This window comes from Rhodococcus sp. FG69 (genome assembly GCF_057808915.1).
In genome coordinates this window covers 53,049-74,276 of sequence record NZ_JBMDIX010000033.1, presented here as the reverse complement: position 1 = coordinate 74,276, position 21,228 = coordinate 53,049, and the positions used below count along the sequence as shown (strand labels likewise).

The following is a 21,228-nucleotide window of genomic DNA, read 5'->3' as shown; positions in this document are numbered from 1 at the left end:
GGAGTTGCACTGCAGTGCACTTCTGACATCGTGCAGCCGTCTTCTGAAACTGACATCGGTCGACGTTCGGACCAGCCTGTCGGTGTCCTGGTAGATAGTGTTGCAAGTAATTCCAGTTTGGTCGCAGGTTTCGAGACGGAGGGCTCCAGGTGGACGAAAACCTGATCGGGTACGCCCGATGCTCCACACGAGGACAGGATCTGCGAGCGCAGCGCACAGCCCTCCGGAAGTTGGGCGTCGACACCGGCAACATCTATACCGACCGCGGATACACCGGACGCAACCGGGAAAGGCCTGGCCTCACCGAAGCCCTCGCGGCAGTGGGGGAGGGGGACACCTTGGTGGTCACCAAACTCGACAGACTCGGACGTTCGGTGACCGACCTGAACGCCATCGTCACCGAACTCGACGCGAAAGGGGCACGGTTGATCTACGGTGGTCAGGTCTACAGCCCCGGTGATCCGTCGAGCAAGATGTTCTTCACCGTCCTCGGCGCAATGGCCGAATTCGAGGCCGACCTGACCCGCGCTCGTACTCGCGAGGGCGTTGCAATTGCTAAAGAGCAGGGCCGGATGACCGGCCGTAAACCCAAACTCACTGCGCTTCAACACGAACGAATCCTCAAGGACTACGAGTCCGGCGAATTCGGTGCAGCCAAGCTCATGGAGCTGTACGGATTGAGCCGGTCGGCCGTCTACGCCGCACTCGTCCGAGCGCGCGAGCAACGAGACGGCGCACCCACACCCCGTTCCACGACAACCAGGAGCTGACACTCGATGACCACACACGCCGACCGCCACGCCACCGACAGGCTCGATCAAGTCCGGCTCGGCCCTGCCGAGGCGATGTCATGACCGCCGAACGGGTAGTGCTCCGGTGCGCCTGGTGCGACGGGTGGCACTCCGACACCCCGGCAGATCTGGCGCCCTCACACCCGGTCTATCACGACGAGTGCCGCCCTGTCGGTGTGAACGGGTGGACCGCCGCAGATGCCAAAGCTGCCGGTCCTGCTCGGCCCCGCCCGTAGCGTCGGCTGCAAAGTCATGCCAAAGCTGCCGAGACGCAATCGCTACCTCCGCGCTCGCTTGTGAGCACACCGAGTACCCAACCGGCCACAAAAGGCCCCGGCAGTGCTACGAACACCGCCGGGGCCGGTCGATCACAGAACGGACCTGCGATCAATGAACAACGCTAATACCTCCGACCTCGACCCCACCAGCGAGGACACCCTCGACATCCACCCCCGCGTGCTGACCGGCGCACTGATCACCGGCCTGGCCATCGCCATCATCGTCGGTGCGGCCTCGTTCAAGCTCTCCTTCTCCACCCTGCTCGACCTTGCCGTCATGGCCGGCATCCACCCGGCCGACGCCTGGGTCATCCCCGTCGCCCTCGACGGCCCGATCCTCGCCGCCGCCGTCATCCGAATCGCCCTCTCCCAGCACACCGACGCCGCAACCAAACGAGGCCGGCGACTCGTCGTCGCTGTGCTGACCGTCTCGGCGATCCTGTCCATCGCAGGCAACGCCTACCACGCCGTGCTGACCGCAACTGTTCTCAACGCCGCCGTCGCAGCAGCAATAGCAGCATTAGCGCCCGCGATGGTTCTGACGATGAGCGAGATCGTCGCCGTCGTCCTGCGCGCACCACGCCGCCGCCGGATCACGACCAAGATCGACACTGCCGGTGCTCCCGACGATGTCGCCGCACCAGCTCGGACCGATGACTCGATCGACCGTGTAGAGGGCGAACAGCATAGCGCGACAGCATTATTCGGTCTTGCCGGGATAGACGAAGACCTCGACAACGGCCTCCTCAAACCCGCAGTATGGACCACTATCGACCTGTACCTAGCCAACCCTGAATGGTCCTACAGCGACATTGCACGCCACCTCGACGTCCACACCTCGACGGTGTCGCGGCACATCAAGACCTGGACCCAGGTACAGCAGAACATCGCCAGCCAACGCAGCACCGCCACACAGTCGGCCGTGGACCAGGCGCTCGCGGTGGATTCCGGACACGACGAGAACGCCGGTGACATCGAGGCCGCTTCGGACTACAGGGTCGCCGACGACTACGCCCAGGTGAGCATCGACCGTGACTACGTGGGTGCGACGCGATGACCCAGCGGCGGGCCGCCAAAACACGCGCGGACCTATTAGCCGGAGCGGCAACAGAATTCGCCCGACACGGCTACACGGCATCATCAGTCATCCGAATTCTCGACAACACCGCGTGCAGCAAAGGAGCAATGTACTTCCACTTCGCTTCCAAACGCGACATGGCTGAAGCAGTCCTCGATACCGCTGCCGCCGTCTACACCGCCATCGCGGAACGCTGGACCACAGCAGAAGGTATCCATCCACTCGATGCGATCACAGGCATGGTCGACGAAGCCGCGCAGGCCTTCGCCGACAACGTCCCACTACGCGCCGAAGCCAGATTGAGTCTCGAACCGGAATTCAGTGCTCGTCGCCCCACCGCCTCGTGGGATGCAGCGATCTTGGTCTTTGCCAGCAGAGCTGCGGAATCAGGTTGGCTGGGCGAGGGGTTCACCGCGGAGAAGTTCGTGCGTGTTCTGGCAGCGCCATTGGCCGGGCACCGATTGTTGGCGCACATTGTCCCCGCCGACGTCGCGGTGTCGATTCGGAGCGGCTACACCGAGTCGCTCGAAGCCGTTCTCACAGCCGCGACGAACTGGAGTTGCGCCGCGGCAGGTGGCGCCGACATCGAGATGCTCACGATCGAGACCGTCGATGCTGGTGCACCTGTGCGGCGAGCCGCGCCAACTGCGCGCCGGGCTCAGGTATGAACGAGGGGTGGACACCGCCGCCGTACCGACCCGAGTAGCCCCGATTCGTCGACGGCACAGGCCGCCGGTTCATCGTCCGAACGAGGACCGGGTGGTCATGCTCGACGTCGATGGTGTTCTGGCCGACCTCTCGGCGTACAACGCGGTCCTGGTCGACGAGCAGATCCCGCCAGCGCAGCGGTGGCGGGACTTCTTCGCCCACATTCCCGATGCCGCAGTGCTCAGCAGCGGTCAGGATCTTGCTTGGGCGCTCGACGGGCTCGGCTTCACTATCGTCTACTCCACCACCAGGCCCTCTTATGCCCATGCGCCCACCCGGTCATGGCTCGCTGAGGACTTTCCTGCAGGCAGAGCGCTGCTGTGCAGGCCTGCGTCCGAATTTACCGAGCACACACGACAGCCCTGGCAGATCAAGCTCGGCCATGCCCGCGCGGTCACCAACCGTCACCCGGCATGGCTCAAAGCCTTCGTCGACGACGACCAGGACGCCGTTCGCCGACTCACCGGCTCCGGCGTCCCCGCACATGACGCCGCAGCGCTCGCGCAGCTCGGAGTCGCATCGCTGCGCGGGCGCCTGAACAACCCGTAGCAGGACAACCCGTAGCAGGACAACCCGTAGCAGGTCACCGCCGACTACGTGTCAAGGTAAACCTTTGAGCACTGCCATCTCCATCACTGGGTACGGCGTGACCCACACACCGCTATCGAAGGACGAGAAGAGACATGACCGGCGATCAAACGCGGTACGAGGTCACCGAGATCAAGGCGATCCGGGGCACCGAGTCGAGAACGATCGCAAGTAAGCAGCAGGAAGGCTGGGAGCTTGTCGACCGACAGGACGGTCTCGTGCGAACCACCATGACCTTTCGTCGACCGAAGCCGAAGCCTCCCTGGCGATTGTGGGCCGCAGTCGGCGGTGTCGGTGTCATTTTGGCGGGCATCATCACTGTCGGGGCGCTTACCGAAGACGACGACGCGTCCACGACCGACGCTGCGGCCATCTCGAGCTCCGAGGAGCCCTCCCCGCAGCCCGCTCCAGAACAGGACGCGGAACCCTCATCTTCTGCGGAACCGGTGATTTGCGATACAACGAAACTCGAACTGTTTCCGGAACCATGCAAGTTCGGCCAGACTGCGATCTACAGCAGAAAGGTGCGATCGGGCCAGGTCCGGCTGGAGATCACCGTGGGCGCACCGGTCGAGTTCACACCGAGTCAAGACGCGAGGATTCCGTACGGCCGGCCGCAGCAGCCTGTGAGCATTTACTTCCCGGTCACCGTCAAGAACGTATCGCCTGACTCAACCATGCCGGGTTCGGTCCTTACCCAGGTGATCAACGCCGAACAGGGTGCGTACGACGGCATCCAAGAAGTGCGAGACGGCGACGTCGGCTTGCGTTCGGTCACCTCGGCTCTCAGCTTGCCCGTGGGCGAGTCGTTGAGCGCCAAGGAAGGCTGGAACATGACAACGCTCGTTGGTGTCGAGTACAGCCTGTCGATCGATGGTCAGTCCGGATACACCATTAAGTTCACGCGGTGATCGTGAAGTGACGGGCGGTCTCGCTCGCCGGGACCTGTCGTTACCGCGATTGCCGCATACGCAGTCTGTGCACACCACTGCTGATATCCGTGCAGTCGACTTCTGAAATTGACGCTCTGATCAGTGCGCAGCGTTGAATGCCTCTTCGATCGCAGCGGGAATCCGGCCCCGATCGTTGATCTCGTAGCCGTTGTCTGCTGCCCATTGCCGAACAGCTCTGGTCTGTGCCGGATCACGCGTGGCCGTGGTGCTCGACGGCGGAGCAGATGGAGTTGTGGAGGTGGGGGAGTGCTTACGCTTACGTCCGCCGACACGGGTGCCGTGTTCGATGTAGTAGCCGATTTTACGGTGAAACTCGTTGGCATTCTTGGCTTTGAGGTCCACGAGGTAGTCGACACCGTTGACGGAGAATTCGATGGTCTCGCCTGATTCGTCGTCGATGATCGAGCCGTCGATATCGTCGACCAATTGGGTGAATACTTTTTTCGCCACGGTTCGATGCGGCCTTCCCTGAGTCGAAACACAGCTGTTGTCGATATCCAGCCTAACCAGGCCGAACGCGCACGCAGAAGCGCCCGATCTAAAACTTCTGGCTTATCGATCCGTCCGTACCGGATATTCAGAAAGTGTCTATCTGACTTGACTAGAAAACGTCTAATCGACTAGACTATCTTTATGGTTACCGAGCAGCCCACACGGAAAGTGGTCAAGGCCCTGAAAGCCGCGGGATTCACCTCGGTCCGCACGGTCGGGTCGCACAGCACGTGGGTCTCGGTCGACGGCGCAGTCAAAGTGACTGTGCCCGATGGGCATCGGACGATCTCACCCGGCGTCTATCGTAAGATCCTTGCAGCCATGAAGGAGGCGCAGCAGTGAGCAAGACCTACACGGTGTCTGTCACTCGAGACGGCAAGTGGTGGATGATCGCCGTCCTCGAACTCGACGCCCTCACCCAAGCCCGTCGCATCGACGACGTACCCACCGCAGCGAAGGAATTGATCGCCCTCGAAACCGGTGTCGCTCTCGCCGACGTCGAGATCGAGCAGCACATCGAACTCGAACCCGGGGGAGAGGATCTCGCGGTCCGCATCGCCGAGATCGGGGCGCTTCGAGCACGTCTGGCCGAGGACGAAGCCCGCGTCAAAGCCAGCACCGAGGCATTCGCGAAGAAACTCGCCACCGCCCAGGTGCCTGTCAGAGACATAGGATCGCTCCTCGGCGTCACATTCCAGCGAGCCAGCCAGCTCGTCAACAGCTGACCACCACAGCACACAGCAGGGGGACTTCATGCGGTTCGGACGACGATGGCCACGCAAGGTATCCGAACATCCGACTGACCCCGACGACTCGACACGGTCGGTAACAGCGGCGCAGGAACGAGCAGCCTCGGTGCGGGAGCAGGCCGAGGCAGCGGCGCAGCAGATCGCCGACCGATGGAACGCCCTCTCACCCGAGGAGCAGGCCGACATCGAAGCGGCAGTGGCAGAGCAACGCCAGTTCATGGACGAGCACGGCAACACCAGCTTTCACGGCTGCGCGCGCGGACGAGATAATTCCGAACCCACAGCCCTCGATGCCGCGACCGTACGAGCGCAGACCCAGCTCCTGCGCACCGTGGTGGGTTCGAACCCGCCCTTCTGAGGCCGAAGACGCCCGCCGCAACCACCTCGACACCCAGATCTATCTCGAACGGGTGTTCGAGTATCGTGAGGGTGTCCCACTCGTACGGCGAAAGGTCGCTCTCATGGCCACCGCCAACGCTGCCGCCGATCTCGCAGGACTCGACAAGGCTGCCCAGCTCGCAGCGCTACGCCGCCAGATGGCGTCGATACCGGGTCGTCGTGATCATGCGCCCACCGAGCTGCCCGAGGCTATCGAGACCGCACAGCACACATCGGTTGAAGTGTCCGGAACGGCATCGGCGGAGACCGGCGCCGACGAACCTCTCACAGCCGCACTGCGCGCACGAAGCCTGCGCACCATCCCGACACCCACACCGTTGTCGGAACTGCTGCCACACGGCGCACTGGCCCGCGGAACAGCATTGTCCATCACCGGGGCAGGGTCGGTTCTCGTCGGTGTCGTCGCTACCGCGAGCGCGGCCGGCCACCACGTTGCACTGATCGGCCAGCCCAAATTTGGTCTCCTCGCCGTACATGAACACGGTGGGGATCTATCGAGGGTGTCACTGATTGATCCAGGTGACGGAGACCCGTTGGATGTCGCCAGTATTTGTATCGACGGTATCGATCTGGTCATCAGTACCGTGCACGGCCGCGACGTACCACCGAGTCGTGCGCGGTCCATCCTCGCTCGGACACGCACGCACGCTGGAGTATTCGTGATCACGGACGGGCGAATGCCCGGTCTGGATCTGACGATCGCCTCCCGGCCCGTCGCCTTCGGCGGCATCGACGGAGTTCGGGGACGGATCCGGTCGATCACCATCGACACCGCAGTCCAGGGGCGCGGTATCTCCCAGCGCACAGGACGGTTCACCCTGACCGCGCCGAGTTTCGGCGAGCAAGGCCTGCGCTGGACTGCCGATACCGAGAATGCGTCCACCAGGTCCGGGCGGGCACGGCGTCTGGCGGCGGCGCAACGAGCGATCTCTACGAGAACTGGCCGGTCTCGTTCGACCCGCCCACTCGCCGCATCGTCGACCCGCCGATGCCAGTCCTGGTGTCGGTGGCACTTACGGTCGCTGGAGCTGCCGGTGGTTCATTTCGCGACGGAACCAAACTCAAGGTCCGCGCAGAAGGTCTCGCGATGGACATCAAGGTCCAGGGTACCTTACATGCCTGGGTGAAAACTACACGGGGACAATGGCTTTGCAGTCTCAGCTATCGAATACCGACCGGGAACGACAAGGGATTCCTTCAGGTCGACCGGCAGTGGTGCCCCGCAGAAGCCGCACAGCCGCTGCGTTAAGGACGCGCGGCGGGCATGGCGAAATAGTCGCTTCGAGTGTCGGATTCGTTTTCGCGAAAAGTGTTGCAGGCCTTGACTATACAGCGTAGCGCTGTATAGTTGGGGTATGGAAGAAATCGAAACGCAACTTACCGCAGTCACCTCAGCGATCGGAGACAGCCGACCTAGCCATGGACTCGGAGTTTCGCTGCGCTCCAACAACAGTGAATTCACCTACCTGATTGCCACCGATATCGAAGAGCACGCACCGATGGACTGGACACCCGACGAGGCCACCCAACTCCTCCGAGAACGCGGATACGGGGTGATCGGGGAGTGGGAAGACATCGACCACACCGGAGGCGAAGACCCCACCTGGAAAGCAAAGATCACCGAGCTTCCATGCTCACGGACTCACTGCTACTGCAACTGAGCGTCGCAACATCACTAGCGCATGTTCGACGGGGAACCGGGCAGCTGATATCTGCCCGGTTCCCCGCCACACATCACAGCACACCACGGGGAGAACCAGACCGATGAGCATTACCGAGACCGCATCGACCACCAGCCGCACACTCGTCGACGCCGACCCGAAAGATCTCGACACCACCGCTAACGTCCGCGACGGCGTCGTCATCACCGACGACCCCGATTTCATCGAATCCATCGCAACCCATGGAGTTCTGCAGGCGATCTCGGCCGTACGCCGCGCCGACGGCACCCTCGCCGTCGTCGACGGCCAGCGTCGGACGCTCGCCGCCCGCGAGGCCGGCCTCACCTCGATCCCGGTGATGGTGCGCGGTGAAACCCCGGAAGAGAAAGCCGCAACCATCGAGCGGATCACCGCCCAGGTGGTCTCCAACGATCATCGCGCCGACCTCACCCATGGCCAGCGCATCACCGCCGTCGCCCAGCTCCTCGACCTCGGAATGACCGTCCCGGCGGTCGCGAAGAAGCTCGCACTCAAGAAGGACTACACCGACAAGGCGGGACGAGCAGGACGATCGGCCACCGCCCGCCGCTGGGTAGACGACCGCCAGCTCGTCCTCGAAGGGGCCGCGCTGATCGCCGACCTCGAAGCGATCGGTGAGAGGGAACCGTGGGTCGCGGAAGCGATCGAGAACATCCTCGACAATGGGTATGGGATCGTGCACCACTTGACGAACCTGCAACGCCGCATCGACGAGCGAGCTGTGACCGCCGCCGCCGCCGCCGACCACATCGCACGCGGATTTGCTCTGCTCCACGACGAACCATCCACCAACACCGGCGAGTGGTACTCCCTTGCGGACCTGCGCACTGCCGACGGCGACGCAGTACCAGCCGATACACCCGAGCTGTCCCCACACCTGTGGCACGTGCACGTATACACACCCGGCCTGGTCTGGGTGGACAAGAACACCCGCGAGGAGGTCGACGAGAGTGACATCGATTTCGATACCGAAGGCGACGAGGCCGCCGAGGCGTACACGGGCATGGTGCACTTCGAATCGGTCGAGCAGATCCGCCCGTGGCGATTCGAGTTCTTCCTGCACCGTGACCACCTGGGTGAGACCGGTCTGAGCGTCACACCGGCCGTGGCTGCCTTGGCCGCTGACGGAGAGGATGAGGCCAGCGAGGACGGGCTGACCGGAGCACAGCGAGCGGCAGCTCGCGCCGAGGCTCAGCGCGTGGAAGAAGAGCGGGCCGAGCGCCGAAAGGTCAAGGCACTTAACCGAGCCGGAGCAACTGCCACCGATCTGCGCCGTACCTTCCTCGCTGGTCTTCTGTCGAGAAAGACGGCGCCGAAAAACGCCACGACGTGGATGGTCGACGTGTTGTCCGTCCACGGTGGTGTGTTCACCGAATCCAAGTGCGCCGAGCGCTACGAGGACATCATGAAGACGCCGCTCAGCGAGGCAGGGCTGAAAGCCGAGTCCGCCACAGCCGCCCGAACGGAAGTTCTGCTGCTGGCCAGGGTGCTCACCGCGTTCGAAGCCCGGCTGACCGGACCGCAGAACTCCAAGGACTACTGGCGCTTCTCGTCCAAGCACTACCGCGGCACGGTCGGCATCGACAGCTACCTCACCTTCCTCGCCGACAGTGGGCACGCTCTGACCCCGGTCGAAGAAGCAGCGATCGGTCACATCACTGTCGACGACGCATACGACGCCGTGTCCGGCACCCTGGATACCTAGACCTACAACCGACAAAGCCCTCGACTACCCGTGGCCGAGGGCTTTTCGGTGTCAGGACCCGACGAGGCCGTGAGGCCTTCCGGACGACGACTCAGCGGAACGGGGTCGACGACTGCTGCACGTTGTGGGCGGCCTCGATGTAGCCGAACCGGTAGAGCATCGACTGCGCGGCAAGGTAATTCTCGTATTGATACGGCCCTGGCCCCACCCAGACCCCGGTCACGGCATCAGCGGGCAGCGCGACCGGGCGGTACGGAACCAGTCCTGCCGCACCGATCCGAAAATCGGGCTTGTTGGGATCTCCCCGCTTGAGCCCGAACCCCGGTTCGACGAACCGCCACTCGAGCTCGTCGCAAAAGCCGATGTGTTTGACGCTCGCGGCGGGGTATGCCAGCCGCTGCACCGCTTTGTTGACAGCAGAATCGGTGGGCTTCTCTGCGGGTGAATCGTGCAGTGCCTGCGCCACGAAGAGGTTGAATGCATCGAGCAAGGGCTGCTCGAGGGTGTCGGTCACGTAGGTGACCTTCTGTAGCCCGATGCCGCTTTGCCGTTCGAGTGGGTGACTACGGGGAAACTTGGACGGGTCGAAACCGATGGCGAAGCCGCCCGTTCCCTGACCGTAGGCCCTCCACTGACTCAACGAGTCGCATTGTGTGGAAAACGAGATGGTCGAGCAGTGCACGTAGTGCGGATACGTGCGATCGATGATCGACTGGATTGCCTCACAGACCGCACCGATGAACGTCTTGGCATCCGGATTATGGTCGAACAGTTGGCGGTCGGCGTATATCTCGAGAAAGTCCTTCATCAGGCCGAGACCGAGTGTCAGTTCACGTTGATCGTTGAGAAATTGCGCAGCAGTAGCGTGAAGCACCGGGTTGTATGTGTCGGGTTCAGCAGATTCGTCGTTGTTACGCAAGATCCCGAGGAGCCCGGCAGCGGTGGTGTAATGCCACAGAGGCTCGCTGGGAAGCGGGGCGATCGCACTGTTCGGGTCGATCGACGACTCAGTAGCTTTCACGCCTTCGCCTTTCTGTCGCAACCGCCCGAGACGCGACCACAGTCTCATGTCTTCAGATCGGTCCGAGCGCCGCGTCCAGGCCGCTGTTCGATCCATTGTGTGATCGCGTGCGTCGAGTACAGCGGCTCCCGGCCGACGTAGCGCACGGGGGCGGGTGCCTGCCCGCGCGCGACGTACGACCGCCACGTCGACCGCGCGAGTGGTTTACCGGTCTTCGTCTCGATCAACGTCAGCACCTCGGACAGTGACAACTCCGGGGCGAGTTCCTCAGCCATCGCGGCTGCCCATCAGCGACGGATTCTTCTCTGTGGTCGACATATCCCGACCATACAGCCCTGCGTTGTAAAAGATCCACGAACACCTTGACTGAACAGCGCAGCGCTGTATAGTTGCAGTATGACCCCGTCGAATACCGAATCAGCATGGCAGGCAACGCTGTTCACTTCCTGCGCGCTGCCCGGATGCGTCGTCCCAGTCTCAGAAGCGGGCGAAGTGTGCAGCTCGTGCCGGAGCGCGTTCGGGGACATGCTGCGCATCCACGTCGGTGTCCCGAACCTCGGTGGTCCAGAGCAGGTGGCCGCAGAACTGCGCGATCACGATGTACGCGTCTTGGCGCAATACCGAACCCGCACCCAAGCGCCGACTGCCGACGAAGACGATGTCGAGATCCGCAATCAGATCTGCTGGCTGTGCGAAGAGCGCCGAACCTGCACGCGAGAGCGAGACGGCTTCGAATGCCGCTGCTGCCGCGCCACCGCCGTCTGAATTGCTATCACAGCCGCGAACGACTTCCAGGAGACCAAAGCGATGCCGATCCGCATCACTCGCACCGTCACAGCCCATCCAGGGGCGGAACCCGCACCGGTCGCAGACGAGACCAGCGTCGTCGACGACGAACCCGGGTTGGTGTTCGTGCGCATCTACCGATCCGCCTACGCCATCGCCGAAACGCACGCCTGCGGTGTCATCGAAGCAGACCTCTACCCACAACCCGACGCCGAACCTTGGTCGGTACGAGGCGTCACACCATCAGCGAAATCGCTCACACACCCCCACGTCCGGCAGTACCCCGGCAACTACGAAAACGCCTGCTCGAAACAAGCGTGGCAGCTTCGCCTCACCGGCAGCCGCTACCGCATCCAGTTCGACACCCTCGACGCCGGATTCTCCGTCTTCTGGACATTGGAGCACCTGTGACCACAACCCTCACCGCCCCCGCCGCCACCCAGCGAGCAGTCAAAGGAGTTGGCATGAAGCTCATTTCACTCGATTCCCAATTCGACGGAACAATCCTCGACGTCCTCGAGTACCGCAACGACAGCGCTGGAAGGGTCGAGGTCACCGCACTCGTCGAGTCACCCGGTGCTTGGTACAGCGGCACCTACCCCGTCGTACTCGCCGCCGCCGACGTGCGTCTGCTGCTGACAGTGCAATCGATGCCCCGACAGACGACCGGAGCCTGCTGATGGCCGAGACAGCAGGTCAGATCGACATCTTCGACATGATCGCCGAAATCGCTGCCGACGAACACACCCGCCACGAGCAGATTCACGGCATTCCGATCCTGTTCGCCAGCACCACCCGTGGCATCGAGGCACGCGAGGCCGAATTCGACACCTGGAAGCAGCAGTGGGGCCACTTCGGATCGATCTGCGCCTCCCACGCCTGGACACCGGAACCCACGGCACCGAACCAACGCACCGACACCTGCCAGCCGACGGTGCTGTCCGCCGACCTGCGCTGCACCTGCTACCGACACCGCACCGACACCCCGTGCCACTGCGTCGGCGGGCTGCTCTACCGGGGTGCGTGCACCGGCTGCACCTTCGAATCCGACGACTTCGACCACGAGAACGACGCCGTCAATGCCGCACTCGATCACGCCCACCCCGGCTGGCTGAACGATCTCGACCACGCCGTCGCCCCCGCCCCGATGGACAAACCCGACGCCTGGAAAAGAAAGACCCGACAGAAGATAGGGGACCGTCCCACCGGGTGGCCCGTCATCACCACCCGCACCACACCGGGCCTGCGATCGGTACCCGGCCGATCCCCCTGGGGTGGCTACGATGTCGCCCGCAGTGTCGCCGAAACTCACCAACAGAGAAGGGCCCGCCCATGAGCACCACGACGATCCTCGCCCAGACCCCGTCGCCGACCGGTATCGGTGTCGACACGCCCGTTTCTGCCTCCTTCTCAGAGGTCTTGTCCTCCATGCAGTGGGGATGCATAGTGTCGAGCTCGCCCTCGACGACACCGCAGCTGCAGGTGAGCGGGAGAGCGCTATCGAGGCCGTCCGGCGGCTCTCGAACGGTCTGATCACCGTCCCCGACCGTGTCTACACCACAGCCAAGACCGCCATAGAAACCGTCACACGCAAGCAGCTCACCAGCTGAGACCAGACATCAGGTGGGTCCGACCGGTAGCCGTATGTCGGACCCACCTGGCACCATCACGACCACGCTCACGACACCACATCGGGGGGAACTGATGACGAGCACGACAAACAACACCAGAATCAAAACATTCGCCTACACACTTGCAGGCCTCGTAGCCTTCGCAAGCTTTCTAGCGCTGGTCATCTGGATCATCATCCCCACCGAACGGGACGGCGACATCGCGCCACAACCACCGTTCGACACCGCGTACTGGATCATCGTCGCCGGAGCCGCTGCGCTCACGTTCTTGGTCATCCTCCCCGTCTCCACCGTCCTCGTACGCAAACTCATCCGTCGCTGAATCCACCGCAGCGGCGACAATGCCATTCGCGCTCGAACCAGGTACCGACACAAGAACAGAGGTGACACACAGATGGACCGTTTTCTCGACATCGCCAGCGACATCGCCAAAGTGTTCGCCGCGATCAACATCCTCGCCGCGACCTACTACCACTACCGCTACACCGTCGGACCGTCCTCGTCGAAGAACTTCATGAACGCGGAGATCCACTGGATCCTCAGCGGGTTCTTCGTCATCGCAGCAGTAGTCACCGACAGCTCACTGTCGAGCACTCCAACGGTCGTGATCGCCGTCGGAGCGCTTGTCGCTCCCGTCGTGCCGGTGATCTACCTGCGCCGGATCCGCGCACAACGAGCACCGACATTTCTCGACGAAATCGCGATGGACGACATCATCGACCGCGCCCACAGCGACCGAAACCAGGACTGAACAGGATGATCATCCTCGCAGGCGGCATCATCCTTCTCGCCGTCACCGCAGTAGCGCTGCGCATCGACGACACCACAGCACACAAACACCGAATCGCAATCGATCTCGCGATCCTTACCGCACTGACCTTGCTCACCGTCGGTGTCTGGACCACCCTCACCGACACCCACAACATCGTCCACTGGATCCTCAAAATCCTCGTCACCATCATCACCGTCACGATCGGCGTCGCAACCGTCATCATGCGCACCAAACAGCGACGCGACGACCGACGGGTCACCACCTAGAAGACACGACCGTCACAATCGCCAACAGCCGGGGGAATGAACATGAACACCGAAAGTGCGACACTCGCAACGGCATTCACAACAGCAGGCTACCCAGCACCCGCCATCACAACCACCCCAGCGCGCACCACCCTGTCCTGGGGGACCGGCTCCGGACGACCCACACTGCACATCACCGACCACGGCGACGTAACCGTCCGTGCAGCACACACACCCGACGCCACCTTCACCCTCGCCGACGACCGACAAACCGCCGACGACTGGATCGCACTCCTGCACCCCGTCATCGCCGACGCCATCGCACACGCCACCGACAGCGAACCCGCACCGGCACCCACACACCCCGCGCACCGCGACGCCGTCATCGTCTGGCTCGACCACGACGAACACGCGAACGCCACCTACGCCGTCTACACCGACAACGCCCGCATCTGGCTCTCCGAGGACAACACACTCGAGACCGCCGCAGCACTGTTCGACACACCACGCGGGCACCAACTCGGCATTACACCCCACACCCTCGTCCAGATGCAGTCATCACGCCGCGGACCCATCATGATCAACCCCGCACTCGCCTACGCCACAGCACTCCAAACAGGCAAAACATGGGAACCCGCCATCACCTTCCGCGACCCGCGCGGCTTCATCGAACGAGCAACACCCCTGTTCGGCATACCTGAAACCCCCACCACAGAACCGAACCCGCGATTCCGCGACTTCGACGCACCCACCATCCCCCTCCAGCACACACCGCAACCCAACCTCACCCGAGCGGCCGACATGACCGCCGCCGCCATCGCCCTACTCGACATCGCCCGACGCCAACACCGCCGCGCAGATGTCCACTAGGTGACCCCATGAACAGCCCCAGAGGCCGTGCATTGCGTGCACTACCCACACCGGATGACAGCGCAGGATCGTCAGATCGATACGCGGAGTCCGCGCTGCCGCCCGAGGCGGTGGTCGCCATCGATGACGAACTCGACGATGATCCCGCCACTGACCCCGAAGCGCTGCTGGTGTGCGCGCTGATGTGGAGCGATCACACCGGGGGAGTCGCGACCGAAGATCGCCGTATCACCACGGTCTTGACCGTCGAGGACTTCGAGAGCCCCGCTTACGGGCAGTTGTTCGCCACCGTTGCGCAACTCATCGCGGCCGGCGACCGCTACGACCCGGCGAGTGTTGCGGCCGCGCTGGGGCGATCCGGAGCCGACGGAGCCAAGGACGCACCGCTGCGTCGTCGTCTGAACGAGGTGATCACCGCCGGAGCCGACGGATTCAACGCCACTCACTACGCAGGACTGGTGTTGTCGCAGTCCTATCGACGCGGCTTCTACGCAGCGGGCACCGCGATCACCCAGGCGTCCAAGGAAATTCCCGAAGAAGACCTGATGGAGCACATGGTTCACCACGGACGCCGTCGACGAGCATCCTTGCGACGACTGACCAGCTTCCGCAGCGGAGGCACCGAAACGGAGCAGGACTGACAACGTGATCTCGCAGACCTCACCCGTGACCGCTAGCGCGGTAGTGCGTCCACCGTTCGCCTACTACGGCGGAAAGACCCGGCTGGCATCGCGTATCGCCGCGGCACTGCCCGAGCACACTCACTACGTCGAACCGTTCGCTGGATCGTTGGCGGTACTGCTCGCGAAGGATCCCGCGCGACTGGAAACGGTGAACGATCTCGACGGCGACATCGTGCACTTCTGGCGGATCCTGCGCGAGCATCCCGACGAGCTCGCCCGAGTCTGCGCGCTGACTCCGCACGCGCGCACAGAACGCGCCGACGCTCTCGACCGACCCGCGGATCTGACCGACATCGAACGTGCACGCCGGATCTGGGTCTGCCTGACCGCAGGACGCACCGGCACCTTACGCAACACAGGATGGCGACACGACACCTCCGACACTGCATCGATGTCGATGCCGCGCAGACTGACAAGTTACGTCGACCGCATCCATGCGGTCGCTGCACGTTTGCAGCGTGTCTCGCTCGAACACCGCAATGCTTTCGATGTCATCGACGCCTACGGCAGCGGTCGGCGCACCCTCATCTACGCCGACCCGCCCTATGTCGGAGAACTACGCACCCGGAACTATCGAACCGAAATGACCAGCGACGCAGAGCACCGCGCGCTCGCGCAACGTCTGCATGCCTGCCAGGCGACCGTCGTCCTGTCCGGATACCCCTCGCGTCTGTACGACGAGGAGCTGTACCGGCAGTGGTACCGCTACGAATTCGCAGCCCACACCACTCAGAGCGGGACCTCGCAGACGCGCACAGAGGTCCTCTGGTCGAATCGTCCCCTGAACGCCCCGAACACCAGCTGTAACGAAACGCCCGACGACGACACCGAATGTAACGAAACACGCTGCCAGGCAACGGACTGCCGCATCGTGCTCACACAACCGGCTACCGGACGACGCAAACGCTTCTGCGGAACTGCATGCCGGGTCCGTGCACATCGGCACGCCGCCGATCGATGACATAAAAGTGCCCGCACACTGGGATATCCGTGTGCGGGCACCATGGGTCGAGGGTCCCGGCGGGATTGCGCGCTTCAGCTATCGCGAACAGTGACTTCGGCTTCCCAACCGATCGCGTAGTCCACGAAATGCGGAGCATCGTCCATACCGCTGCTCTCGAACATCGGATACGCGCCTTTCTGCTGCGCAGTTTGCAGCACTGCGATCTGAATCTCGTCCGCCGACATATGGATCTGTCGGAGTTCGCCGGTCATCGCAGTGTCGATCCACCGCAATGGAACGAACGTCACGATGCGGCCGATATCGGAACCGTCGAGCCGATAACCCGGCTTGCTCACCTCCGATGATCGGACCAGTTCAGGACGCGGTGGTCGGAGACGGTGACGCCCGGACGGACGCGAGTGCAGCTCGTGATCGAATTCGGAGATCACCGCAGCCCCCGATCGGTAACAGGACGCGATGCTTCGACGGTGGCACTCGGCGCTTTCCTCTCACGAGGCTGGGCGGGTTGCCGATTGAGCATCGACCGCAGACTCGCCGGTTGCGACGACGACCGGGACGCGCTGACGTCCTCGCCCTGCACTTCGGTGCCGGTCCTCACGCCGCGAGGACCGCCCTCCTGGATGGCGGCTTCGAAGGACGGCGTCTGAGCCTGCAGGCCCGTCATCTCTTTTTTCAGATCACCGAGTAGTTGTGCGTCGGTGGTCTTGTCCAGAGTCGCAATATTCGCGCGAAGATGATTGATCCGATCCTGACGTTGGACCGCCTCGCTTTCGGAGTCGGTGACCTCGACTGTGTGTTCGACGGCGAGGACCTGGTTGTCGTGCGTCGAGGCGACCGTCCCGCCGACACGTGTGGCGATCGCGTCAGCGATGCGCACAGCATCCTCTTTCGAGTACACGCCCACCGGAGTACGCGAGGTGGGGAGGGGATCGATGCGATAAGACCGAACCACCACTTCGACGACGTCGACGCCGGAGGGTGCTGAATCGGCGTAGGTGGGTGCCGAGCCTGCAAGCTCGGACACGACCTCGGATACGACCGCCGGCGGTGGAACTTCGGCGCGCCGCACCCCGGCGGCGTAGCTCGGTAGTCCGCTCAACACCACCGCGAGCTCGTTCGGTGTTCCGGTGAAGGGCAGCTCGGTCGCGGTAGCACCGACGGTGGCGGCGGTGATGGTCGCTGCGATGCGCTCGACTTCCCGACCGGCCGCGAGCATCGCAGCTTGGCTGACTGCGAACGTCGCGGCCGCGGTGCGTCCGAGGAACTCGGCGCGTGAGTGCACGTGGCCCGGGTCGCCGTGTTGGTCGATCGTGGCTATCTCGACGGTGATGGTCTCCGAGCGGGAAGGGACGTGTTCTGCAGAAGTCATCGTGATCCGTTTCGTCGAGCGCGACGAGGGACTCGCCGCGCGAAGAGTTAGGGGTCGAGCAAGAGCAGAGAGGGACGAGCGCGCAGAGGCACAGCGAGCCGGTCACGCTTGGGTAGGGGACAACCTGTCGGTGTCGTGGTGTGTAATGACCGCCAAACGGGCAGATCCGTTCAATCGACAAGGAAAGAGGCGAGGATCGTGGTGATAGCGATAGTGGTCAGCGCGGTCATCGCGCTTGCAGTGCTCCGCGCCGGAGTGACCGACGACGGCGGGTGGAGATTCGCACCCGTGCGCGCTACCGGCATGGTGTTCGGGATGGGCTTCCGGATCGTGAGTGTGGTGCTGGGAATCTTGTTCGCAATGGCCGTTGCGGTGGTCGTCAGCGCGTTCAGCAGCCCGCTCTGACACCGCCGACGAACCCCACAGCTCAGCACACCGCGATATTGCTGTGCCGGTGTGCGTCCGTGTCAGAACAGGGTCGGAGTATCGCTGTCCAACAACGCCTCTTGCACCGCAGTCTCGTTCCAGCCGCCGCGTACCGCGGTCCGTAGCCGCCGCGATCGCGCTGCCCTCGCAGCGCGGTCGGGGCCGTACCAGAGCCCAGGTTGCCTGCGTCCGCCGCCACGTCCCTTCGCGGCCATGTCCAGCAGATTCTGGGACTGATTGCCGTCGACGACGTGCAGGGTTTGCCCCTGAATTATCTCGAGCGTCACCCGCACGCAGATCGGGTTGTCGCACAGGTGCAATGCGTTCACCGTGTCGTCGATCGCACCGCCCAGCGCGCACGCCAGCGCGTAGCGATGTGGGCGCACCACACGTTGTCGCCCATCCCGGGCCACCCAAAATCTGCCGTAACCATCGTCGGCAATAGCCCCGGTCCACACCGCACACGACGAAGGCAGCGGGCCGGCGACGACGTAGCTGCGAAACCGCGCTTGTTCTGCGGCGTCGCCCACGACTAACGGTTGCGGCACGAACTACCCACCCACCTAACGGTTCCCGGCTCATCGGTCGTCCCTCGGGATGGAACCCAGAGTACGGAGCAACTGTGCCGCAGCCAATTTCACCACGGCGTTCGAGCTGGACGTGGCACCGACATGATCGAGCCACAGCAAATCGTCCGGTGTGCGGACCGACTCCAGAACTACCGCGTCGACCGCTGCATCGAAGTCCGGTCGCGCACTGAGTTCGTTGATGACGGCGAGCAGTTCACCGAATCGATCGGCGCTGGCGACGGTGAGCTGACCCGACATCATCTCGAATGCTTCGACTGCGCAGCGGCTTTCCAACATCGACACGATCCGGATCTCGGTCCGGTCGAGACTGGTGAGCGATGGTTCGTCGGGTTGCACGTGATTCGACTCCGAAGACGTCATCGCACTCGCCCTACCCGGTGTGCGCGTACGTCGACGCCGAATCGACCACAGCACCCGAGCTAGGAATCTCGTGCACCGTAGATGAACCGGACTGGCTACTGTGCTCACTCACATCAGCGGCGGCGGTGGTTTCGGCGGCCGACGTGTCGTCGAGGCCGACCCGTCGTTGCCGAGGAGTCGTCGAACGTTTGCGCGGTTCGGACGCCGACGAACTCGACGCAGCGATCACCGATGTCGGCACTGTCAGACCGAAACCGCGCAGTTGCGACGCAGTCCACCCGTCGTCCAACGCTTCCCGAATCGCGGCAGTGACGTTCTTCTTTCGCGCGTCGACATCTTTGTTGGCCGCGCGTTTGACCGCTTCGGCTTCCTTGATCGCCGCGTCGGCTTTCGCCTTGCGTTCAGCAGCTTCTTCTTCCGCAGTGGTGACTGCGGACTGCGCGGCCACGATGGCCTCGACCTTGGCGACACGTTCGCGGATTGCAGCTTCCGCGAGAGCGCGCACGGCATCTTGATTCACTGAATTGGGACTCATGAGTTTGCGGGCCTTTCAAGTCGCCCGAACCATCGGCCACACGAGGCGCGACGAATTCGGTGGGTACACGAACCGGCGCTTCGAGATAGACCCGCAACGTCATCCTCAGCGGGTGTGAGTCTACCCGGTCGACGCCGCGCGCACACGGGCGAACTACAACGTCAACTACCGCGATCGAGACGATGGAACACGAAGTCGATCTGGCGAGTTGCACGAGGGCGGATAGCTAGTCTCACGAGTGCATGTTGTTCGAGATCGAGAGGCCCTGTAGATGACGCGCACCGACGAAACCTGGTTCCGTCTCCGAGAATGGACTCACGGCCAGACGTCGTCCGAACGGCTCGCTGCGCACGTTCTCGGTGCCGAGGGATATGAAGGCATCGATCCCTCACACCCGCTCGGCGGGAAGGACGGCGGTAAAGATGCCGTTGCGACCAAGGATGGATCGAGCTGGGTGATGGGGGTGTACTTCCCCAGGGGACAGAAGTCGATCGGCAAGATCACGAAGAAATTCACCGAGGATCTCGCCGGCGCCAAGAAGCACGGCTCGCAGGGTTTCGTCTTCGTCACCAACCAGGAGCTGACCCTAGGCCAGCGAGACGACCTGAAAGACCTCGGGGACGGTATCGAGGTCGAGCTCTACCATCTCGAACGAACCATGCACGTCATCGACCGGCCCGCAATGGCCCAGATCCGAAAGCAGTATCTCGATATCGAGGCTGACGCACTTCCCATCGATGTCGAACTGTCAATTGACGGACCGGCCCGCTGCTTCTCGGATGGCGATGATGCGAGATCGAAGCTGATCGCAGTCATCGGCGATCAGGAGCGCAAGCGCTTCGACGAAGCCGACGCGAAGGCAAGGAAGAGTTCACCGTTGGGTATCCCACCTATCTACATGCCGAATGTGTTCGGACTCGACGACAACCCGCAGCCGAGAACCAGAGCGCAGCTCGACAATCGTTTGGACGAGTGGGCCGAAGAGGTGGAAGACGGTTGGGCCGAGAGCGAGCACTACTTGGCTGCCATCGCATGGTCGGGCGTTCGGTTGCGCCTACGGAACGTCGGGCGCGTCTTCCTCAATGACGTTCAGGTCATCGTCACGATCAAGGGCGCGCAAGGACTCGATTGGGAAGAGCGCGATGCTTTCGACCAGAACGAGTTCATCACGCCGTTCGCCCCGCCTAGCAAGCCGCTGTTCGACGCCTTCATACCGAGCCCGGCCATGGACTACCGCACAGGCCTACAACTGGCCGGCGCACCCCTTACATGGGAGAACACAGACGACCAAACACTCACCATCACCGTCGACCTCAAACACCTACGGCCACACCCGGCGTGGCGAAGCGACGACAACATTCTCATCCTGCGTGCCGTCGACCACACGACGTCGTCTCTGACCGCCGAATGGACAGTGACCGCACAAGGCTACGGTGACTCCCACACCGGACCAGCTCTAGAAATCCCGGTCGAAGCGACGTCCTTCGCCGAGAGTTACAGATCAGCGTGGAATGCGCGGCCAGTCTACGACTGAC

At 63.1% G+C, this 21,228-nt stretch carries 32 protein-coding genes; 24 read left to right on the top strand and 8 right to left on the bottom strand.

Translation table 11 applies throughout. The annotated features are described in order from the left end of the window. Nucleotides 1–149 precede the first annotated feature (149 nt). The 5 genes from ACODSO_RS22185 (at nt 150) to ACODSO_RS22165 (ending at nt 4,354) form a co-directional block, all read left to right on the top strand. Nucleotides 150–770, top strand: coding sequence for a recombinase family protein (locus ACODSO_RS22185; RefSeq protein ID WP_489038834.1), 621 nt, complete (start codon nt 150–152; stop codon nt 768–770). Between the two features lie 411 nt (nt 771–1,181). Continuing rightward, entirely contained in the window at nt 1,182–2,126 is a 945-nt protein-coding gene (locus tag ACODSO_RS22180; protein ID WP_489038833.1) for a DUF2637 domain-containing protein, read from the top strand. Further along, on the top strand, nt 2,123–2,815 hold the full coding sequence (locus ACODSO_RS22175) for a TetR family transcriptional regulator (protein ID WP_489038832.1): 693 nt from the start codon (nt 2,123–2,125) through the stop codon (nt 2,813–2,815). Before ACODSO_RS22180 ends, ACODSO_RS22175 begins: the two co-directional genes overlap by 4 nt. A gap of 97 nt (nt 2,816–2,912) precedes the next feature. Further along, nucleotides 2,913–3,404 (top strand): HAD family hydrolase, encoded by a 492-nt coding sequence (locus tag ACODSO_RS22170; RefSeq protein ID WP_489038831.1) that lies wholly within the window; start codon nt 2,913–2,915, stop codon nt 3,402–3,404. A 134-nt stretch (nt 3,405–3,538) separates the two neighbouring features. Continuing rightward, complete coding sequence (locus ACODSO_RS22165; RefSeq protein WP_489038830.1) at nt 3,539–4,354, top strand: hypothetical protein; 816 nt, start codon at nt 3,539–3,541, stop codon at nt 4,352–4,354. 120 nt (nt 4,355–4,474) lie between these two features. Here the strand turns inward: ACODSO_RS22165 and ACODSO_RS22160 are convergent, their stop codons facing one another. After that, the gene (locus ACODSO_RS22160; RefSeq protein ID WP_489038829.1) at nt 4,475–4,846 is read right to left on the bottom strand and encodes a histone-like nucleoid-structuring protein Lsr2; all 372 of its coding nucleotides are present in this window, start codon (nt 4,844–4,846) and stop codon (nt 4,475–4,477) included. A gap of 183 nt (nt 4,847–5,029) precedes the next feature. On the opposite strand from ACODSO_RS22160, the gene ACODSO_RS22155 reads away from it, so the two are divergent. The 6 genes from ACODSO_RS22155 (at nt 5,030) to ACODSO_RS22130 (ending at nt 9,441) form a co-directional block, all read left to right on the top strand. Continuing rightward, nucleotides 5,030–5,230 (top strand): type II toxin-antitoxin system HicA family toxin, encoded by a 201-nt coding sequence (locus ACODSO_RS22155; RefSeq protein ID WP_489038828.1) that lies wholly within the window; start codon nt 5,030–5,032, stop codon nt 5,228–5,230. Next, nucleotides 5,227–5,613 (top strand): HicB family toxin-antitoxin system, encoded by a 387-nt coding sequence (locus tag ACODSO_RS22150; protein ID WP_489038827.1) that lies wholly within the window; start codon nt 5,227–5,229, stop codon nt 5,611–5,613. Before ACODSO_RS22155 ends, ACODSO_RS22150 begins: the two co-directional genes overlap by 4 nt. Before the next feature lie 28 nt (nt 5,614–5,641). Then, nucleotides 5,642–5,995, top strand: coding sequence for a hypothetical protein (locus ACODSO_RS22145; protein WP_489038826.1), 354 nt, complete (start codon nt 5,642–5,644; stop codon nt 5,993–5,995). A 103-nt stretch (nt 5,996–6,098) separates the two neighbouring features. Further along, nucleotides 6,099–7,163 (top strand): hypothetical protein, encoded by a 1,065-nt coding sequence (locus ACODSO_RS22140; RefSeq protein ID WP_489038825.1) that lies wholly within the window; start codon nt 6,099–6,101, stop codon nt 7,161–7,163. Nucleotides 7,164–7,391: 228 nt separating this feature from the next. Next, nucleotides 7,392–7,697, top strand: coding sequence for a hypothetical protein (locus tag ACODSO_RS22135; RefSeq protein WP_489038824.1), 306 nt, complete (start codon nt 7,392–7,394; stop codon nt 7,695–7,697). A gap of 103 nt (nt 7,698–7,800) precedes the next feature. Continuing rightward, the gene (locus ACODSO_RS22130) at nt 7,801–9,441 is read left to right on the top strand and encodes a ParB/RepB/Spo0J family partition protein (RefSeq protein WP_489038823.1); all 1,641 of its coding nucleotides are present in this window, start codon (nt 7,801–7,803) and stop codon (nt 9,439–9,441) included. 91 nt (nt 9,442–9,532) lie between these two features. Here ACODSO_RS22130 and ACODSO_RS22125 read toward each other — a convergent pair whose 3' ends face one another. Both ACODSO_RS22125 and ACODSO_RS22120 read right to left on the bottom strand, forming a co-directional pair. Then, a complete protein-coding gene (locus ACODSO_RS22125) occupies nt 9,533–10,462 on the bottom strand; it encodes a DUF2971 domain-containing protein (protein WP_489038822.1) in 930 nt (309 codons plus the stop codon). Nucleotides 10,463–10,506: 44 nt separating this feature from the next. Further along, nucleotides 10,507–10,737, bottom strand: coding sequence for a helix-turn-helix transcriptional regulator (locus tag ACODSO_RS22120; RefSeq protein WP_489038821.1), 231 nt, complete (start codon nt 10,735–10,737; stop codon nt 10,507–10,509). 121 nt (nt 10,738–10,858) lie between these two features. Here ACODSO_RS22120 and ACODSO_RS22115 point away from each other — a divergent pair, with 121 nt between their 5' ends. The 11 genes from ACODSO_RS22115 (at nt 10,859) to ACODSO_RS22065 (ending at nt 16,410) form a co-directional block, all read left to right on the top strand. After that, the gene (locus ACODSO_RS22115) at nt 10,859–11,227 is read left to right on the top strand and encodes a hypothetical protein (protein WP_489038819.1); all 369 of its coding nucleotides are present in this window, start codon (nt 10,859–10,861) and stop codon (nt 11,225–11,227) included. A gap of 42 nt (nt 11,228–11,269) precedes the next feature. Further along, complete coding sequence (locus ACODSO_RS22110; RefSeq protein ID WP_489038818.1) at nt 11,270–11,659, top strand: hypothetical protein; 390 nt, start codon at nt 11,270–11,272, stop codon at nt 11,657–11,659. Nucleotides 11,660–11,712: 53 nt separating this feature from the next. Beyond that, nucleotides 11,713–11,928: a hypothetical protein gene (locus ACODSO_RS22105; RefSeq protein WP_489038817.1), complete on the top strand. Its 216-nt coding sequence runs from the start codon at nt 11,713–11,715 to the stop codon at nt 11,926–11,928. Continuing rightward, a complete protein-coding gene (locus tag ACODSO_RS22100) occupies nt 11,928–12,584 on the top strand; it encodes a DUF6349 family protein (RefSeq protein ID WP_489038816.1) in 657 nt (218 codons plus the stop codon). The genes ACODSO_RS22105 and ACODSO_RS22100 overlap by 1 nt, the downstream gene beginning before the upstream one ends. A 103-nt stretch (nt 12,585–12,687) precedes the next feature. Next, complete coding sequence (locus tag ACODSO_RS22095) at nt 12,688–12,858, top strand: hypothetical protein (protein ID WP_489038815.1); 171 nt, start codon at nt 12,688–12,690, stop codon at nt 12,856–12,858. A gap of 94 nt (nt 12,859–12,952) precedes the next feature. Further along, nucleotides 12,953–13,201 carry a hypothetical protein gene (locus ACODSO_RS22090; RefSeq protein ID WP_489038814.1) on the top strand — a complete coding sequence of 83 codons (249 nt, stop codon included), beginning with the start codon at nt 12,953–12,955 and terminating at the stop codon, nt 13,199–13,201. Between the two features lie 72 nt (nt 13,202–13,273). Then, a complete protein-coding gene (locus ACODSO_RS22085; RefSeq protein ID WP_489038812.1) occupies nt 13,274–13,630 on the top strand; it encodes a hypothetical protein in 357 nt (118 codons plus the stop codon). A gap of 5 nt (nt 13,631–13,635) precedes the next feature. Further along, a complete protein-coding gene (locus ACODSO_RS22080) occupies nt 13,636–13,917 on the top strand; it encodes a hypothetical protein (protein WP_489038811.1) in 282 nt (93 codons plus the stop codon). Nucleotides 13,918–13,959: 42 nt separating this feature from the next. After that, nucleotides 13,960–14,766 carry a hypothetical protein gene (locus tag ACODSO_RS22075; protein ID WP_489038810.1) on the top strand — a complete coding sequence of 269 codons (807 nt, stop codon included), beginning with the start codon at nt 13,960–13,962 and terminating at the stop codon, nt 14,764–14,766. An 8-nt stretch (nt 14,767–14,774) separates the two neighbouring features. Further along, a complete protein-coding gene (locus ACODSO_RS22070; RefSeq protein WP_489038809.1) occupies nt 14,775–15,407 on the top strand; it encodes a DnaB-like helicase N-terminal domain-containing protein in 633 nt (210 codons plus the stop codon). Between the two features lie 4 nt (nt 15,408–15,411). Continuing rightward, complete coding sequence (locus ACODSO_RS22065) at nt 15,412–16,410, top strand: DNA adenine methylase (RefSeq protein ID WP_489038808.1); 999 nt, start codon at nt 15,412–15,414, stop codon at nt 16,408–16,410. A 74-nt stretch (nt 16,411–16,484) separates the two neighbouring features. On the opposite strand, the gene ACODSO_RS22060 is transcribed toward ACODSO_RS22065, so the two are convergent. Together ACODSO_RS22060 and ACODSO_RS22055 are read right to left on the bottom strand one after the other, a co-directional pair. Next, complete coding sequence (locus tag ACODSO_RS22060; RefSeq protein ID WP_489038807.1) at nt 16,485–16,748, bottom strand: hypothetical protein; 264 nt, start codon at nt 16,746–16,748, stop codon at nt 16,485–16,487. Between the two features lie 89 nt (nt 16,749–16,837). Further along, the gene (locus ACODSO_RS22055; protein WP_489038806.1) at nt 16,838–17,782 is read right to left on the bottom strand and encodes a methyltransferase; all 945 of its coding nucleotides are present in this window, start codon (nt 17,780–17,782) and stop codon (nt 16,838–16,840) included. Between the two features lie 198 nt (nt 17,783–17,980). Here ACODSO_RS22055 and ACODSO_RS22050 point away from each other — a divergent pair, with 198 nt between their 5' ends. Continuing rightward, complete coding sequence (locus tag ACODSO_RS22050) at nt 17,981–18,187, top strand: hypothetical protein (protein WP_489038805.1); 207 nt, start codon at nt 17,981–17,983, stop codon at nt 18,185–18,187. 62 nt (nt 18,188–18,249) lie between these two features. Here ACODSO_RS22050 and ACODSO_RS22045 read toward each other — a convergent pair whose 3' ends face one another. From ACODSO_RS22045 to ACODSO_RS22035, 3 genes are read right to left on the bottom strand one after another with little or no spacing between them, the layout of a single operon-like run. After that, nucleotides 18,250–18,756: a hypothetical protein gene (locus ACODSO_RS22045; protein ID WP_489038804.1), complete on the bottom strand. Its 507-nt coding sequence runs from the start codon at nt 18,754–18,756 to the stop codon at nt 18,250–18,252. 30 nt (nt 18,757–18,786) lie between these two features. Next, nucleotides 18,787–19,158, bottom strand: coding sequence for a hypothetical protein (locus tag ACODSO_RS22040; RefSeq protein ID WP_489038803.1), 372 nt, complete (start codon nt 19,156–19,158; stop codon nt 18,787–18,789). A 10-nt stretch (nt 19,159–19,168) separates the two neighbouring features. Then, complete coding sequence (locus ACODSO_RS22035; protein WP_489038802.1) at nt 19,169–19,693, bottom strand: hypothetical protein; 525 nt, start codon at nt 19,691–19,693, stop codon at nt 19,169–19,171. Nucleotides 19,694–19,964: 271 nt separating this feature from the next. Between ACODSO_RS22035 and ACODSO_RS22030 the strand changes: the two genes are divergently transcribed. Further along, a complete protein-coding gene (locus ACODSO_RS22030; protein WP_489038801.1) occupies nt 19,965–21,227 on the top strand; it encodes a hypothetical protein in 1,263 nt (420 codons plus the stop codon). Nucleotide 21,228 lies beyond the last annotated feature (1 nt).